The sequence below is a fragment of the Thalassotalea fonticola genome (genome assembly GCF_032911225.1).
In the GTDB taxonomy this organism is placed as follows: Bacteria; Pseudomonadota; Gammaproteobacteria; order Enterobacterales; family Alteromonadaceae; genus Thalassotalea_A; species Thalassotalea_A fonticola.
The window spans coordinates 1,487,238-1,503,602 of the sequence record NZ_CP136600.1 but is presented as its reverse complement, the minus strand read 5'-3'; the positions used below and the strand labels follow the sequence as shown (position 1 = coordinate 1,503,602).

Genomic DNA, 16,365 nt, shown 5'->3' with positions numbered 1-16,365 from the left:
ATAAATGCACGCCGTTCAAAAATTATATTTATATCGAAAAAGCCTAAGCACTACTGAGTTCAAGGCGCGAGGCTGGAAAGTTAAACGTTGTGAAGTTTGCCGATTAGACCAAAACTATTGCATTTGTAATATGGTTAAACAGGGCGACAGTCAATATGCTTTTTTATTATTGATGTATGACAATGAGGTTCTTAAGCCAAGTAACACTGGCCGGTTAATTGCCGATGTTGTTAAAGATACCTACGCTTTTCTGTGGCAAAGAACTGAGCCTAATGATGAATTATTAGCTCTACTGAGTAGTAATAAATACCAACCTTATTTAGTTTTTCCAAAAGACTATGCAAATGAGGGGCAGGTTGTGTATGAATATAAACCTGAGCAAGTTGATATTGATTTAAAAAATAAAAAGAAACCGTTATTTATCTTAATCGATGCGACTTGGCGCCAAGCAAAAAAAATATTTAGAAAAAGCCCATATTTAAGCCTGCTTCCAATAATCTCTATTCCTCAACAAACCTCAACAGCACAAGAAGGGAATGTTAACATTGAGGGCAATTTTAATTCACGCTATCAAGTAAGAAAAGCTGCTAAGGCAGGCGAATTAGCCACCGCTGAAGTTGCAGCTAAGGTATTAACTTTGATGGGCGATGATAATAATGCTTTGCACCTAGATTTATGGTTTGATGTGTTTACTTATCAATATCGACGTTCTGTAAAGCAGCGTAATTTAGCCGATCCTGAATCACTTACTCGTTATCATGAATTTGTCAGCGCTAACAAAATATCTTGACTAAAACTTGTTTTGCACTGAAAGTAAATTAACCACAATTTCTTCAGGAGCAGCGATGCAAGTAAACAATTTTTCCAGCACACCTAATTTACTCAACAGCCTTTTAGCCATATTAACGTTAAGCGCTGTTAGTAGCGTTTCACTTGCTGAAGATGAAGTGTTTTTAGCTGAAATTAAAGCTAATAAAGTTATTTCAGTTAGTAATATTAGCCAACGCCAAGGCTATGATAATCAACCACATTTTAGCGCAGACAGTAGCTCCTTACTTTTCACTGCCATGTATGAATTAACCACTGATGACGGTAAAGTTGGCCAACAAACTGATAGTTTTCATTATGATTTGGCGACTGAAAAGCTCTCTAATTTAACTTCAACGACTGCCAGTGAATATTCTCCAACAATAATGCCTGACGGTAAGCATTTTTCGGTAATTAGAGTAGGGGATGATGGCCGTCAACTATTGTGGCAATACCCTTATAAAATTTTAGGAACAACGAACGAACTGGTCGGTGAATCATTAATACCAACGATTTTTGATGTTGGCTACCATGTTTGGTTAAATTACGATGAGCTTTTATTGTTTGTATTAGGTGAGCCAATGACATTACAACGAGTGCAAATAAGCACGGCAAAGAGTCAGCAGGTTGATACTAATATTGGCCGAACGCTACGTAAATTACCGAATGATAATCTATTTAGTTATACAAAAGCTGTTGGTGATGAATGGCAATTAAAGCTTTATAATCCAGAAAATAAAACTGTAAATTCATCAGTCGTGTTGCCTGCCAAGAATATGTATTATGCCTGGCATCAAAATGGACAATTATTATCTGCCGACAAAGCAGTAGTTTTACAGCATGATTTAAACGCTGAATCGAAGTGGCAATTGTTTATTGATTTTTCCAGCTATTGTAAAGGGGAGATCACTCGTATGGTAATGGCGAATAATGGCAACTATTTAGCCTTTGTTTGTGCTACCTAGTTACGATTAGGTAGCTAATTGATAATGGCAATTCGTATTTAATTTTTATGGTGTGATAACTTTCCCTGTTTCGTTGTATCGTTTGCCGTTTTCAACATAATGCTCAGCGCCATTGGCGATCATTTTTCTATGATCATCAGATAGTTGTTTTACTATTTTTCCTGGGCTGCCGAGTACCATAGAGCCATCTGGTATTTTCATATTTTCTGGCACTAAAGTGTTAGCGCCAATTAGGCATTCTTTACCAATGTTAGCACCATTCAACACTACTGCATTCATACCGATTAAACTGCCGTCGCCAATTGTGCAGCCATGCAACATAACCTTATGCCCTACAGTAACACCTTGGCCAATGGTAAGGGGAACATCGTTATCAACATGCAAAATACTGCCATCTTGTATATTAGAATTTTCACCAATAGTTATGGTGTCATTATCAGCTCTGATCACTACATTAAACCAGATGCTAGCATTGTTTTCGACTACAACATCGCCTATTAAAACAGCATTTGGAGCAATGAAGTGTTCCCCTTTAATTACTGGTTTTTTATCTGAAATTTGGTAAAGCATATAAAGTCCTAATCACTATATTACTATGCTTAATCTAACATTTTATTTGCTGTAAATTTGTATTTTTTTGATATTTGTTGTTATATTGAATATATCAAGTTGATAGTAAGCCCGCTAAATTTTGTCTTTGGCATAGAGGGGCATGCCTTATTTCAAGGGAATAAAATAATAATGAATGAAACAAACTTAGATGAATTAGCTAACATAGATCGTCGTCAGAATTTTCGTATAGATATGGAGCGAGAGTTGGTAAATATCTCTTGGCACGATAGTGACGGTCAAGCTCACAAATTACAATGTTCTTGTGAAGACTTTTCTAAAGGTGGTTTACGTATAGAGCATGATTTTGCCATCGCAATTGATACAATTGTTGAATTTAAATTTCAAGCTGATCACCCTGAAAGCCGATTTATCCCGGCTAAAGTTATCCGTTGCCTTGAATTAGAAAACGGCAAGTTTAGTTTAGGTTTTCAACTGGCATGAAGTGTAACGTGTGATGAAATACTGTTACGTTTGAATAAGAAAAATAAGCAAGGAAAGATATAATGATATTATTGGTAGGTGGAGAAAAGGGCGGTAGTGGTAAAAGCTGTTTAGCCCAAAATATAGGTGTGTATTTTGCCAAAGAAAAAAATGCCAGTGTATTAATTGCCGATTGTGATCCCCAGCGGACAACCTCTGATTGGATCCAAGCTCGAAATAATGATCCTAAATTAGTAACAATTAACTGTATTCAATTATACGGAAAAATTCGAAATGATTTACTCAGTTTAAATGAGCATTACGACTATGTTATTGTCGACTGTGGTGGCCAAGATAATTTAGCGCTAAGAGCGTCAATGTCGGTTGCCGATCATGTACTTATCCCAATGCGACCAAAACGCCGCGATATTAAAACGGCTCCGCATATGGAAGACATGCTAAGCACTTGTAAAATGGTTAACCCTAAAATGATAGCGTCGTTCGTTATCACCCAATGCCCATCATTACCAAACCAAGCCCCACGCATTATGGAAGCAAAAGAAGTTTGTGCATCCTTTGGTATTAATGTGCTTGATGCAATTACTTATGCTCGAAATATTTACGATGATAGTGAAGAAAAAGGCACATCAGTATTTGAAACCGAACCCAACGGTAAAGCTGCTGATGAGATCAGGAATATTGCTACTGAAATGATGTCGATTAAGCAGGAGATGAGCTATGAGTTTAGCTGATCTGAAAAAGCAATCCTCAACTAAAATTAAACGCAGTTTTACTGTGGATGAATTTATTGATGATTCGACTAACTATTCAATTGGCGATCCGCAAATTGTTAGTGCAGATATTCAAGCGCAAACCGAATTACTTCGCAAAAAAATCGCTGATTCAATTGGACCAGCTAAAGGGCCTGATTCAGATAAACCATTTAAGCATGCAACATTTACTTTAAGCGAAGATATAATTGATCAGTTAAATGAATTAGCGATGAAAACAAGTATCCCAAAGTCACGATTATTGCGAATTTTAGTTAATAACTTTTACTTTCAGGATAATCCTGACAAATTACTGTTGTCGAAAGTAAAATAATTCTAAAATATTAGATTTATTACAATATTTTTTCTAAATAAATGGCAAGTTTATCCATACATTATAATGTATGTGATAAAATTGCCTTTTTCATTTCCTCAATCCTAAATAATTAATAAAAAAGTAAGCATGAGATTAGATAAATTTATTTGTCGTTGTACTGAGTTATCTCGCAGTGACGCTAAAAAATATTTGAAACGCGGCGCAATTAAGGTAGCTGATGAAGTTATCAAAGATCCTGGCTTTCAAGTTTACCCAGAGTCTGTTGTTACCTTTAACGGTAACCTACTTAGCTTTTCTGCTGCTCGTTATATTATGCTGCACAAACCTACTGATTGCATTTGCTCGAACGTTGATGAGCTTTATCCTTCAGTATTGCATTTAGTTGAAGTTGACCGAGCCTTCGATTTACACATTGCCGGGCGTTTAGATGCCGATACCACGGGGTTGGTTTTAATCACTGACGATGGACAATGGTCACACAAAATTACCTCACCTAAAAAAGAATGCCAAAAACGTTATCGTGTACAACTTTCAAAACCTATTCCAGAAAACGCCACACAGCGCTTTAAAGAAGGTGTACAACTGCAAAATGAACCTAAGCTAACAAGACCAGCTTTGCTTGAGGTATTAGGTGAAAAGGAAGCGTTATTAACCATTTCTGAAGGAAAGTATCATCAAGTTAAAAGAATGTTCGCTGCTATTGGCAACCGAGTTATTGGTTTACACCGAGAGCAAATAGGTGATATCGAACTCGATCAAGAGCTTTCTTTAGGGCAATGGCGCTATTTAACGGAAGAAGAGGTTAATACAATAAGTTAAGAATGAATGTTTGCGTCAACTATAGGAAGCAGGGTTATTGGTTTACACCGTATCAGAAACTATATTTTGAATCATATTTTATATGTAGGCGAAATATCTAAACCATTTCGCCTACATTCTTAGTATTTTCTAATAAACTAAATTCGTGGTAACCACATTCCCATTGACGCAGAAAAAATACCACCAGCCATTGCTAAAGTTAATAAGGTAAGAGCAACAGACATGATTATCTTATTTTGGTTATTATTGCTATCAGAAGCTTTAAAGTATAATTGCGCAACTGCTAATGGGATAAGGTATTGGGCAAAGCCTAAGAATGTTAAAAATGGGCCTTCAAATGTTTTTGGGTCAAATCCTACAGGTGCTTGATGAATCATTAGCCAGAGCATTAAACCAATACGAAAAAACCACACGCCACCCATAACAATGAAAAGTCTAATTGCCCAACGACGGTGTGTTTTTATATCCCTCTTTATTGCGAAATATACAGCTAGACTTGCAAATACAATGATTAAAATCGCGTTTAAGCTAATGCTATATTTCCCAATATCACCCCCTGCCACCCCGCGGGTCCACACCATAAATAGGCCACCAACACTTAAAACTAGCGCTGTTAATATATAAATTCGACCATTTATTCGATGGAATCTTGGCGCTAATTTTCTAATTTGAGGGATAAGCTGTAATGGTCCTCCAATTAATACTACGAGAGCAAGAAGTAAATGCATACCTACGGCAATATTACCTATGGTGTCTCCAGCTATATAGCCATGAGGCATTACTTTGTTCCACTTGGCAAAGTCACCTTCTAACGAAGCTCCGCCGTAAAACATGGCAACGTAGAATGCAAATACCCATTGACCGAATACCGTCACTAAAAACCACATTTTAGCACTGTGACTTAGCCAATTATTATTTGATGAGTGGGCAAATGAATTGTTGCCGGTTGTTGTTATTGTTGTTTGGTTCATTTTATATCCTTGATAAAGTCATCTAACTTAAATTACTGCTATTATTTTAAGTGGAGCTTGCAAGTAACGCGCCAAAAATAAAAGTCTTTAAAAACAATTGGATATATACAAGGCTAATGTGGAAAAGGTATAAATAATTGATATTTGGTCATTTATGCTAATGGATTGGTTGTTTGCCAAATAAATTATTCAGCTAGGATAATATCAATTATACCAATCGGATTAAATATATGGTCATTTAGAGCATTGAAATGGATGGGAGAACAATCAAAATTTATATTGATATAGTTATTCTACATTTATATGAATTTAGGGCAGTTATCTCGTCTATTTCAGGCTCCCGAAGGGCGAATTTAAAAGGCTTAACTACTGCGTTATTGATTTTGACAAGGGAATAACCATTCTCTTCAATCAATGCCTTGTATTTAAACCTTTTAATTTTCGCTAAATGGTCAGATATTTAATCCGTTTGGTATTAAACCCGAATTACTTCATTAAAGAAAACCATGAAGCTTACTTTTATATCAGTTCGCATAATGATCTGTTCATTGAGTGACTCATAAATACAACATATGAGTTACCCTTCGGGAATGTATATAAAGCTTGATAACGTCCTGAAATTTCAAAAAGATATGAATAACTATTTATTACAATTCACTTTACTTATCTCGAGTACTTGATTTATTGGGTACGAGAAGGGGGGATCGCTCTTTACTGCGACACACTCTTCGAAAAAAACATCGTCATCCCTGAAGAGCACTAGCGATATCATGGACCACATTGAATGCACAGTGGCTTTAAAAAATTAATAAGCCTTTGTTTAAGCCTATTTATATCCGAAGGGAGGTTGCCTGCAATGACGTGGTTAATTGTTTCTGCTTTTTACCGGTGTTAACCGCCTATAATAGGCATTTTAGCGACGGTCGTAGTACAAATTCAACTCTATTTAATTATTTTAATTATTTGTTTAAATTCTTTACTTTGAGCATCACCAATAAGTTCAAATAAAGCCATTTCTGTACTGGTGAGAGTAAGGCCTTTATTCTGCATTTTTAAAAGTGCTATTTGTTTGTTTGACTGTGTTCTTGATGAAACCGCATCAGCAACGATCTCAACATCATAGTTTTGCTGGTGCAAATCCATAGCCGTTTGGTACACACAAACATGTGATTCTATCCCTGCTACTAATACTTGTTTACGATCAGTCTTTTTAAGTGCAGCCAAAAACTCATCGTTTTTAACCGCACTGAACGTAGATTTACTTATAGGTTTTAACTCAGTAAGTAAACTAGCTATCTGCACAATAGTTTCGCCAATAGCTCCTGGTGTTTGCTCCACCCAAATAATTGGTATATTAAGCACCTGAACGCTTTTAATAAGCTTTTGGATGTTGCTAAATAACGTTTGTTTATCATGAACTAAACCGGCAAGGTTGCCTTGTACATCAACGAGTACAAATACGGTTTCTTCTTTATTTAGCATACAAACATCTTTTTATTATTATTTATTGAGTTAGTTAATCTATTACTTTTTAGATGATTGTTCAAACTTTGCAAGTTGCTCTGGCGTTGCTGGCAGTTGATGTTTTGCTTTCCATTCGCTATAAGGCATGCCATATACCTGCTCTCTGGCAGTTTCTATATCGATGGTTTCACCCAGTTTTTCTGCTTCGGCGACGGTCCATTTTGAAAAACAATTGCGGCAAAAACCGGCAAGGTTCATCAGTTCAATGTTTTGTACGTCTTTGCGTGAATCTAAATGGGCTAATAAACGGCGAAATACCGCGGCTTCAATTTGTGTTTGTTTATCTACTGACATAATTTTAATTCTTCTATTAAGTTCTGTTTACTTAGGTCCCATATCGAGTAGGGGACGACTATAGTCGGCTTCTATCGCTAGTAACGTCTGGTTCTTCAGTGTCTTGACTATCTTCATCAATCACTTCTGGCTTTTCATGACGACGAATTTGCACGATCATGCCCATATAAGGATGATCAAAGTAATGAATTTCACCGCTGATCACTCTACGGTTTTGTTTAAAAGGCACTATTACTTCGCCGCTATCGTCATTGCTTTTTGTTGCTGTAATGACATTAAATTGACTATTAATGTATAAGTAGTGGTCTAAATGTACATTAAATAACCCATCAATATGCCAACTCTGTTGGCGTTGCTCGGTTTTATCTGCTGTTGTCGCTAGGTTTTGATTGTCAAATAATGGTTGAATTTTTTGACCGTTAATCTGTTTAGTTAAAGTTGCAAGTTCAGTATTGTTTTGCTCAACATCTGTGATTATTTGGTGTAAATGGTTGCTAATGATCTGCTGTTTTTCTTCTTCACTTAATTGCAAGTCTTCAGTGAGTGTAATCATTTTTTCGCTTGTAACTTTAGTTAAGGATTGATTTTCACCTGCCATAAGTCGAACCGGTTTAGCTGAGCGCCTATCCAATACTGCTTGGCGCCACCCCATGTGTAATAATGGGCGAAAATGTTTTGACCGAGCGAGTGATTTTCTAATATGAGCGAGCTGTAAACTTTTTTTGTTGAGCAAATAAGGCACTTTGGCATACAAATCTTCGTTAGCCGAAATTATTTTTGGAATTTGATAAAACTCCTGCTCGATTGCATTTTCAAAAATATTAACGTTATTGTGTTTACACGCTAATGAAAGGTTTATCAAATCTTGCTCAACCTCAGCTAAGGTTGTCTTATTGTCTGTTTGTTCTATAGGTTGCGAGTTTTTTACCGTGGTATCATCACTACTGTTACTCACTGCAGTTGCTATATTACAGTCATCTAATTGTTGCTCAAAATTTATTATGTTTTGTAGATAACTGTTAAGTAGGGGGATATTGTTACTACTTTTACTATTGCCCATGGCAACTTGTTGATTAAAGTCTTCGTTATAAGGTGATTTATCGATCAATTGTTCTATTAAAATTACTTCTATTTCAAACCAACGTTCAACCGGTTTTTCAGCGCTGATGTCAATTGCTGTCTGTGCCATAGCGTTTACACCAAGTAAGCTAAATAACATTGCACCTAAAAATGTTAATTTGGTAATTTTAGATTTTGTCTGTTTAATGCTAACTGGCTTTATTGTTGTTATTGCATTGTTTATTTGCATTTTGGTTATTATTCCTTAGGCTACGCTTTTATTTAAACTATCGAGCATCTTGCTGATTAACGTAAAGCGCGCTTGGTTATCTTCTGTTTTAATTGCAAATTTAAGTTTATTAGCGCCTTCCATTTTATATATTGAAGGCTGTTGTTGGATCAAACCTATTATAAGCATAGGATCAATTTTTGTGCTGCTATTAAATTCTATAGAGCCACCATTAATGCCGGCATCAATGCGAGAAATACCTATGTCTTCTGCATTTAAACGCAATTTTGCAATGAAAAATATATGCTTGGTTGCTTGTGGCAGTAGACCAAAACGGTCGATAAGTTCAATTTGAATTTCATCAAGCTCATGGTTGTCTTTACAGCTGGCAATACGTTTATAAAAAGATAAGCGCATACTAACATCATAAATGTAATCATCAGGGATTAATGCCGGTACGCGTAATTCAATTTCAGTTTGCTTCGCCGTTAAATCTTCTAATGACGGTTGTTTACCTTCTTTTAATGCTGCAACCGCTTGATCAAGCATTTCCATGTATAAGCTAAAACCAATACTGGCCATTTGCCCTGATTGATCTTCTCCTAAAAGCTCTCCAGCACCCCGTATTTCCAGATCATGCGTTGCCAAGGCAAATCCTGCACCTAAATCTTCTAATTGTGCAATGGCGTCTAGACGCTTAATCGCATCCTTAGTCATACGTTTAGGATGTGGTGTCAGTAAATAAGCATAAGCCTGATGATGTGAGCGACCCACACGGCCTCGTAATTGATGTAATTGCGCTAAACCTAAATGATCGGCCCTATCCATGATTATGGTGTTTGCGGTTGGAATATCGATACCTGTTTCGATAATAGTGGTACACACTAATACATTATAACGTTGGTGATAAAAGTCGCTCATAATGCGTTCTAGTTCACGTTCGCGCATTTGACCATGAGCAACGGTAATTTTCGCTTCCGGCAGTAACTCTTGAATTTCTTGTGCCGTTTTCTCAATGGTTTGTACATTGTTATGTAAGAAGTAAACTTGACCACCACGTAATACTTCACGCAATACTGACTCTCTGATCAATGCCGTTTCACGTTCACGCACAAATGTTTTAACCGCGAGTCGTTTTGCTGGCGGAGTCGCAATTATAGATAAATCGCGCATCCCACCCATCGCCATATTTAATGTTCTTGGAATTGGGGTAGCAGTGAGGGTTAAAATATCTACATTGGCACGTAGTTTTTTAATTTTTTCTTTTTGTTTAACGCCAAAGCGGTGTTCTTCATCAACAATAAGTAAGCCTAAGTCTTTAAATTTAATATTATCAGACAATAACTTATGGGTGCCGATCAAAATATCAATTTTACCGGTCGCTATTTCAGCGATAACTTCTTTTTGTTGTTTTGCGGTTTTAAAGCGCGACAGTACTTCAATATTTACTGCCCAGTTAGCAAAGCGGTCGCGAAAGTTTTCATAATGCTGCTGGGCAAGTAATGTGGTAGGTACTAATACAACCACTTGTTTAGAGTCATTGGCAGCAATAAATGCTGCTCGCATGGCGACTTCTGTTTTCCCAAAACCAACATCACCACAGACCAATCTGTCCATGGTTTTATGGTCAAGCATGTCGGCAACAACATTGGTAATAGCATTTTGTTGATCTAGTGTCTCTTCAAAGCCAAAACTTTCAGAAAAACTGAGATAATCTTCTTTATTTCGTTTGAATGCATAACCGTGGCTTTGCGCACGCTTGGCATAAATATCGAGTAAATCAGCTGCTACATCTTTAATTTTTTCTGCGGCTTTTTTCTTTGCTTTTGACCAAGAGTCAGTGCCCAACCTATGAATAGGCGTCGTGTCGCTGTTGGAGCCGGAATAGCGAGAAATTAAATGCAAAGATGCAACAGGCACATAAAGCTTGGCATCATTGGCATAACTTAACATTAAAAACTCTGTGCTAATGCCTTGGTTTTCAAATGTTTGTAAGCCTTGATAGCGACCAATTCCGTGCTCTATATGGACAACAGGTTGATTAATTGACAGCTCCGTTAAATTCTTAAATATCGCTTCGCTGTTGGTTTCCTGTTGTTTAGTTCTGCGCCTTGCTTGTTTTACTCTATCGGTAAATAAGTCATCTTCAGTGATAATTGCAAAGTTAAACTTAGCCTTACTGTCGGCCTGATCAATGATAAAGCCATGGTTTAGCGCATTAACGGTGATCGCTATTGGGTGCTCAGATGAAATAAAAGTGCTCAGGTCATCGACACTTTGCGGCGCAATTTTTTCACGAGAAAGTAACTCTAACAGTGTTTCTCTGCGGCCTTGGCTCTCGGCGATAAACAATACTTGTTGCTGGTTTTGTTTTGCGCTTTGTAAAAACTGGCAAACGGCTTGTAAGGGCTGTTTAAGTTGATGATTAACCGCAACTGAAGGTAAAGCTGTGGTGGCGAAATTAATATTACCCGCTTTATCGCTTAGGCTAATGGTTTTACTGTCTTTACTTGCTGTTTTTATATTAACTCTATCGTGTAGCTTTAACGTTGCAAACAATTGCTCTCGAGTTAAGAATAACTTATCAGGTGGTAGTAATGGCCTTAATGGATCGTATCGCCTGTCTTCATAACGGTACTGGGCATCTAGGTTGAATTGCTCTAGGTTTTTATCAATGTCACCATGAATTAATACTTGCGTATTAACCGGTAAATAGTCGAACAGGGTCTCTGTTTGCTCAAAAAACAACGGCAGGTAGTATTCGATACCTGCTGGTAAAATGTTTTTACTAACCTGATGATAGACAGAGTCTTTATCGTTGTTCGCCTTTAACAGTTCACGGTATTGGCTTCTAAATAATTCTATTGCCGCTTTATCTGTTGGAAATTCGTGAGCAGGCAATAATTCTATACTGGCAATGGTGTCTTTCGAGCGTTGATCTTCAACATCAAAGGTACGAATACTGTCTATTTCATCATCAAAAAAGTCTAACCGATACGGCGTATTATTACCCATAGGATAAATATCTAAAATAGCACCACGAGCACTAAACTCGCCATGCTCAAGAACTTGCTCCACAGCCCTATAACCACTTGCTTCAAGCTCGGCTCGCATTTGGTGTAAATCTTTTTTGTCACCGGTTTTAATCAGTAAACTATTTGCCTCGATATACTGCTTAGGCGCAATGCGGTGCACTAGTGTATGGGCTGGAACAATGACAATACCTTTACTCATACGTGATAAGCGATATAGGGTTTGCAGTCTCTGCGAGATAATGTCTTGATGCGGAGAAAAGCTGTCGTATGGCAGAGTTTCCCAGTCTGGGAACAAGCAGATATCTAAATCTTGATCATTAATGCTGAGCAATTCGTGTTCAAGCTTAAGTGCCGTTGCGGTATCTTCAGTAATTAATAAAGTCAGACTTTCAGTGTTTGCGGCAGCAAAATAAATGGCAACACTGGCACTAGAGCCGTGCAAATTGGCCCACTGTTTTTTGTCTTTTGAATTGCTATTAGCTTTACTTACAGCTAATAAAGGCGAAAAAATACTACTGGTTTGGCTCATTGTTTAGATATCGTTGTTGTTGGCTTGGTTGATTGATGTTGTTCAGCGATTGATTTTAGACGTTTATACAGCCATTGTCATACTAAATTACATATTATTATCCTGTTCTGCTTGTACAAAACAGTGCAAGCTTTTATCATTTGTAGACATCTTCAAAAAAAATTATAAATATAAATGTTTCAACCGGTTAGTCTTTTTATCGGATACCGCTACAGTCGTAGTCAAAGCCGTTCTGGTTTTGTATCTTTTATTACCTTTTTTTCAATCGCTGGTATCTTATTGGGCGTGGCTGCATTGATCTCTGTTGCGTCGGTAATGAATGGTTTTGAAGGGCAATTAAAACAACGAATTTTAGGGTTAGTGCCGCATGTTGTTGTTCAGGCTAAACAGCATAGTATAAATGATTGGCGCGAGCTTATTAGCAAGCTTGAAGCTCAACCATTAGTAAAGGGGGCTACTCCTTATTTAGAAAGTGAATCATTTATTCAGTCACCGAGTAAATTGCAAGGTGTGCTCATGCAGGGCATTTATCCCGAATTTGAACAAAAATACTCTTTATTAGCGGAAAAAATGCAAGTTGGTCAGCTAACTGATTTAGAAGCGGGCAAATATCAAATGATCATGGGGGTCTCATTAGCCCGTAAATTGGGTATTCGTATTGGCGATAAAATTCGTCTGGCATTACCTAATAAAACCATTTTCACCCCTATGGGCAGAGTACCTGTGCAGCGCAAATTTACGTTAATTGGCGTCTTTCATATTGGTTCACAAGTTGATGATCATATGGTTATTATTCACGGCCAAGATGCTGCGCGGCTATTGAGAAAAGATAAAGACAGCGTTGATAACGTTCGTTTATACCTAACTGACGCCTTTGATGCCCAACCTTTGGCTGAAAAGTTTAAGTTACACAGTGAGTTTAGCCACTTAAACTTTACTACTTGGGATAAATCTCAGGGAAATTTATTCGCGGCAGTGCGTATAGAAAAAAATATGATGTGGCTAATGTTAAGCTTAATTGTTGCCGTTGCTGCATTCAATATTGTTTCTGCACTGGTGATGGTGGTTATCGATAAGCAAGGTGAAATAGGTATATTGCAAACCTTGGGCTTACAGCCAAAACAGGTTCTGCAAATATTTATCACTCAAGGTATGGTTAATGGTTTATGGGGCGTTACGCTTGGCTCTATTATTGGCGTAATATTTACTCTAAATATTAATTCTGTATTGTCATTGTTTGGCGTTAACATTATGGGGTCTGGCTTTGTTATGCAAACATTACCTATCGACTTACAATATCAACAAGTAGTAATTATTATTCTATCGGCATTGGTGATGAGCTTCACAGCAACCTTGTATCCGGCCTATAGAGCATCTAAAACACAACCCGCTGAGGTTTTACGAAATGAATAATGTGTTAGTGTGCCAGCAACTGGTAAAAGAATATCAGCAAGGGCCGCAAACGACAGCAGTACTAACGGGGTTAGATTTATCCGTTAAATCAGGTGAACTACTGGCAATAGTTGGTAGTTCAGGTTGTGGTAAAAGTACTTTCCTACATTTAGCGGGGGCATTGGACACGCCCACATCAGGTAGTGTCGAAATTGATAATGTTGATATTTATGGCTTGTCGGCGGCTAAAAGAGCTGAATTTCGTAATAAACATTTAGGCTTTATTTATCAGTTTCATCATTTAATGATGGAATTCAGCGCAGAAGAGAATGTTGCTATGCCACTTCTTATTCGCGGCGATAAGCCCGTCGATGCATTGTTAGAAGCACAAAACATGCTTGCTAAAGTCGGTCTTAGTCATCGCACTCACCATCGCCCATCTGAATTATCTGGTGGCGAACGCCAACGTGTGGCTATTGCTCGGGCTTTGGTAACCAAACCTTCTCTCGTATTAGCAGATGAGCCAACAGGTAATTTGGATTTTGATACGGCAGAGCAAATATTTCAATTAATTCAAGAATTGAACCGCTCTGAAAATACCAGCTTTGTTGTTGTTACCCATGATTTGACCTTGGCTGGACGAATGGACAGACAATTAAAATTAGATCATGGAAAGTTGCTTGATGTTTAAACCGTTAAGTATTTTCATCGGCTTACGCTACGTTCGTTCTAATCGAACCAAAGGTTTTGCCTCGTTTATATCGGCATCTTCAACCATAGGTATTGGCTTGGGGGTGATGGTGCTTATTTTAGTCTTGTCAGCGATGAATGGTTTTGAACGTGAATTAGCCAAACGTTTGTTATCTGTTGTTCCTCATGGCGAATATATTACGGCAGGTAAACCTATTGAAAACTGGCAACAGCAAGTAACTCACTTAGAATCTTTTGAGCATGTACTTGCTGCTGCGCCGGTAATTAAACTGGGCGGCTTATTACAAAAAGGAGAGCAGCTTAAAGCGTTGGAAGTTAGAGCCGTAGATATTGAACTTGAAACTAATGTATCAAAGATAACCGACTTCATCAGCTCCGGAGAGTGGACTAATTTAACCGGTCAGTCGTTAGTGGTTGGCGCAGGTATTGCGAAAAAGCTAAAAGTACAGGTAGGCGATACGGTACAGCTGATACTACCTCGGCTTAATTCTGGGCAAAGCCGTAACCAATTTTCTGCGCCGAAAAAACGTAATATGAGCATAGCAGCCATTTTTGATTTTGGCGGTGCTATTGATGAAACTCTTGCCTACATGCCGTTAAATATTGGTAGTGAAATCGCTGGTCTTGGTGAAAATGTTCATGGTTTAAGAATTGCTGTCGATGATGTGTTTCAAGCCCCGGTGATTGTCAGAGATATTGGCCAACAACTTGATATTTATGTGTATATGAATGATTGGACACGCACTCAAGGTCATGTGTTTAATGATATTCAATTACTGCGCACTGTGATGTTTGTGGTGATGTTAATGGTTATTGCCGTTGCGAGCTTTAATATTGTATCCAGCTTGTTTATGGCGGTAAACGATAAAAAAGGTGATATCGCTATTTTAAAAACCATGGGTGCTAAGCCTAAAACCATTATGCTTAGTTTTGTATATCAAGGATTGGTAAATGGCGTACTTGGCGCAGTAATAGGTACAATGCTTGGTGTGTATTTATCGTTAAATTTGACTGAGATTGTTCGCAGTATTGAATCAATGTTAGGTACTAAGTTTTTATCTGGTGATGTTTATTTTATCGATTTCTTGCCAACTGAGCTTGATATGCGAGATGTTATTTTTACGGTTGTTGCAGCATTAATCTTAAGCTTAATTGCAACCTTGTATCCGGCTTGGCGAGCAACAAAAATAGATCCAGCACAAGTGTTAGGGCAAGGTGGGTAAAAGAATAAAGGAGGAGCTAGAAACGAGAAACGAAAAGCAATAAGCTCCCATGTCCCAGAAACCTCACTCCCTGAATTTATTTCAGGGTCTTGGTTAAGTTCTTATCTATGTTTTCGCTTTCTCCAATTACTTGCCACTGAAAAACGCCAAATACTGTTAATAGTAAAATATCCCGCAATTGAGAAAAATACAGCACAAACTGCACAGCCAAGTAAAAATGGCCCGGCAACGGCTGACAAGCTTGTGGTAAGCCACTCTACACTTAATTCAAAAGCAAAGTCTTGCGGCGGAACACCCATTAACACTGTGCCCAATTTATAACAGCCATAAAAAATTGGCGGAATAGTTATCGGGTTACTTAACCACACTAGAGCCACTGAAAGGGGAAGGTTTGAATGAACCAATATTGCCATGCCTGCAGCTAATATCATTTGAAAAGGCACAGGTACAAATGCAAAAAATAACCCTACAGCAAATGCTTTTGACACAGAGCGGCGATTAAGATGCCATAAATTTGCGTCATGCAACACATCACCAAATATTTGCAGGTGCTTGTTAGATTTTATGGTGTGATGATCAGGCAACCATCGTTTGATCATTTTCTTAGGCATAGAGTAACTTTATTTTTCGCGTGTTGTTAAGCATTATATATTTCAGTATAGGAAAGT

General features: G+C 37.7%; 16 protein-coding genes. 9 read left to right on the top strand and 7 right to left on the bottom strand.

Features of this window, described 5'->3' with window-relative positions:
• Nucleotides 1–4 precede the first annotated feature (4 nt).
• Both RI844_RS06180 and RI844_RS06175 read left to right on the top strand, forming a co-directional pair.
• The gene (locus RI844_RS06180; protein WP_348397572.1) at nucleotides 5–790 is read left to right on the top strand and encodes a tRNA-uridine aminocarboxypropyltransferase; all 786 of its coding nucleotides are present in this window, start codon (nucleotides 5–7) and stop codon (nucleotides 788–790) included.
• Nucleotides 791–845: 55 nt separating this feature from the next.
• Nucleotides 846–1,772 carry a TolB-like translocation protein gene (locus RI844_RS06175; protein WP_348397571.1) on the top strand — a complete coding sequence of 309 codons (927 nt, stop codon included), beginning with the start codon at nucleotides 846–848 and terminating at the stop codon, nucleotides 1,770–1,772.
• A gap of 45 nt (nucleotides 1,773–1,817) precedes the next feature.
• Here the strand turns inward: RI844_RS06175 and RI844_RS06170 are convergent, their stop codons facing one another.
• Nucleotides 1,818–2,342: a gamma carbonic anhydrase family protein gene (locus RI844_RS06170; RefSeq protein WP_348397570.1), complete on the bottom strand. Its 525-nt coding sequence runs from the start codon at nucleotides 2,340–2,342 to the stop codon at nucleotides 1,818–1,820.
• 171 nt (nucleotides 2,343–2,513) lie between these two features.
• On the opposite strand from RI844_RS06170, the gene RI844_RS06165 reads away from it, so the two are divergent.
• The 4 genes from RI844_RS06165 (at nucleotide 2,514) to rsuA (ending at nucleotide 4,730) form a co-directional block, all read left to right on the top strand.
• Nucleotides 2,514–2,825 (top strand): PilZ domain-containing protein, encoded by a 312-nt coding sequence (locus RI844_RS06165; protein ID WP_348397569.1) that lies wholly within the window; start codon nucleotides 2,514–2,516, stop codon nucleotides 2,823–2,825.
• A gap of 62 nt (nucleotides 2,826–2,887) precedes the next feature.
• On the top strand, nucleotides 2,888–3,556 hold the full coding sequence (locus RI844_RS06160) for an AAA family ATPase (RefSeq protein ID WP_348397568.1): 669 nt from the start codon (nucleotides 2,888–2,890) through the stop codon (nucleotides 3,554–3,556).
• Nucleotides 3,543–3,908, top strand: a complete 366-nt coding sequence (locus RI844_RS06155) for a ribbon-helix-helix domain-containing protein (RefSeq protein ID WP_348397567.1) — start codon at nucleotides 3,543–3,545, stop codon at nucleotides 3,906–3,908. The genes RI844_RS06160 and RI844_RS06155 overlap by 14 nt, the downstream gene beginning before the upstream one ends.
• Before the next feature lie 129 nt (nucleotides 3,909–4,037).
• The gene (gene rsuA, locus RI844_RS06150; protein ID WP_348397566.1) at nucleotides 4,038–4,730 is read left to right on the top strand and encodes a 16S rRNA pseudouridine(516) synthase RsuA; all 693 of its coding nucleotides are present in this window, start codon (nucleotides 4,038–4,040) and stop codon (nucleotides 4,728–4,730) included.
• A 137-nt stretch (nucleotides 4,731–4,867) separates the two neighbouring features.
• Here rsuA and RI844_RS06145 read toward each other — a convergent pair whose 3' ends face one another.
• The 5 genes from RI844_RS06145 to mfd all read right to left on the bottom strand — a co-directional run bounded on the left by RI844_RS06145 (nucleotide 4,868) and on the right by mfd (nucleotide 12,371).
• Nucleotides 4,868–5,701, bottom strand: a complete 834-nt coding sequence (locus tag RI844_RS06145; RefSeq protein WP_348397565.1) for a DUF2306 domain-containing protein — start codon at nucleotides 5,699–5,701, stop codon at nucleotides 4,868–4,870.
• A 942-nt stretch (nucleotides 5,702–6,643) separates the two neighbouring features.
• A complete protein-coding gene (locus RI844_RS06140) occupies nucleotides 6,644–7,183 on the bottom strand; it encodes an isochorismatase family protein (RefSeq protein WP_348397564.1) in 540 nt (179 codons plus the stop codon).
• Between the two features lie 42 nt (nucleotides 7,184–7,225).
• Nucleotides 7,226–7,519 (bottom strand): DUF1244 domain-containing protein, encoded by a 294-nt coding sequence (locus RI844_RS06135; protein ID WP_348397563.1) that lies wholly within the window; start codon nucleotides 7,517–7,519, stop codon nucleotides 7,226–7,228.
• 58 nt (nucleotides 7,520–7,577) lie between these two features.
• A complete protein-coding gene (locus tag RI844_RS06130; protein WP_348397562.1) occupies nucleotides 7,578–8,828 on the bottom strand; it encodes a CsiV family protein in 1,251 nt (416 codons plus the stop codon).
• 15 nt (nucleotides 8,829–8,843) lie between these two features.
• Entirely contained in the window at nucleotides 8,844–12,371 is a 3,528-nt protein-coding gene (gene mfd, locus RI844_RS06125; RefSeq protein ID WP_348397561.1) for a transcription-repair coupling factor, read from the bottom strand.
• A 174-nt stretch (nucleotides 12,372–12,545) separates the two neighbouring features.
• Between mfd and RI844_RS06120 the strand changes: the two genes are divergently transcribed.
• Genes RI844_RS06120 through lolE form a run of 3 tightly spaced genes read left to right on the top strand, consistent with a single transcriptional unit; the run spans nucleotide 12,546 to nucleotide 15,697 of the window.
• On the top strand, nucleotides 12,546–13,784 hold the full coding sequence (locus RI844_RS06120; protein WP_348397560.1) for a lipoprotein-releasing ABC transporter permease subunit: 1,239 nt from the start codon (nucleotides 12,546–12,548) through the stop codon (nucleotides 13,782–13,784).
• Entirely contained in the window at nucleotides 13,777–14,454 is a 678-nt protein-coding gene (gene lolD / locus RI844_RS06115) for a lipoprotein-releasing ABC transporter ATP-binding protein LolD (RefSeq protein ID WP_348397559.1), read from the top strand. Before RI844_RS06120 ends, lolD begins: the two co-directional genes overlap by 8 nt.
• On the top strand, nucleotides 14,447–15,697 hold the full coding sequence (gene lolE, locus RI844_RS06110; RefSeq protein ID WP_348397558.1) for a lipoprotein-releasing ABC transporter permease subunit LolE: 1,251 nt from the start codon (nucleotides 14,447–14,449) through the stop codon (nucleotides 15,695–15,697). The genes lolD and lolE overlap by 8 nt, the downstream gene beginning before the upstream one ends.
• 101 nt (nucleotides 15,698–15,798) lie before the next feature.
• Here lolE and RI844_RS06105 read toward each other — a convergent pair whose 3' ends face one another.
• Entirely contained in the window at nucleotides 15,799–16,308 is a 510-nt protein-coding gene (locus RI844_RS06105; RefSeq protein ID WP_348397557.1) for a DUF2062 domain-containing protein, read from the bottom strand.
• Nucleotides 16,309–16,365: the final 57 nt, after the last annotated feature.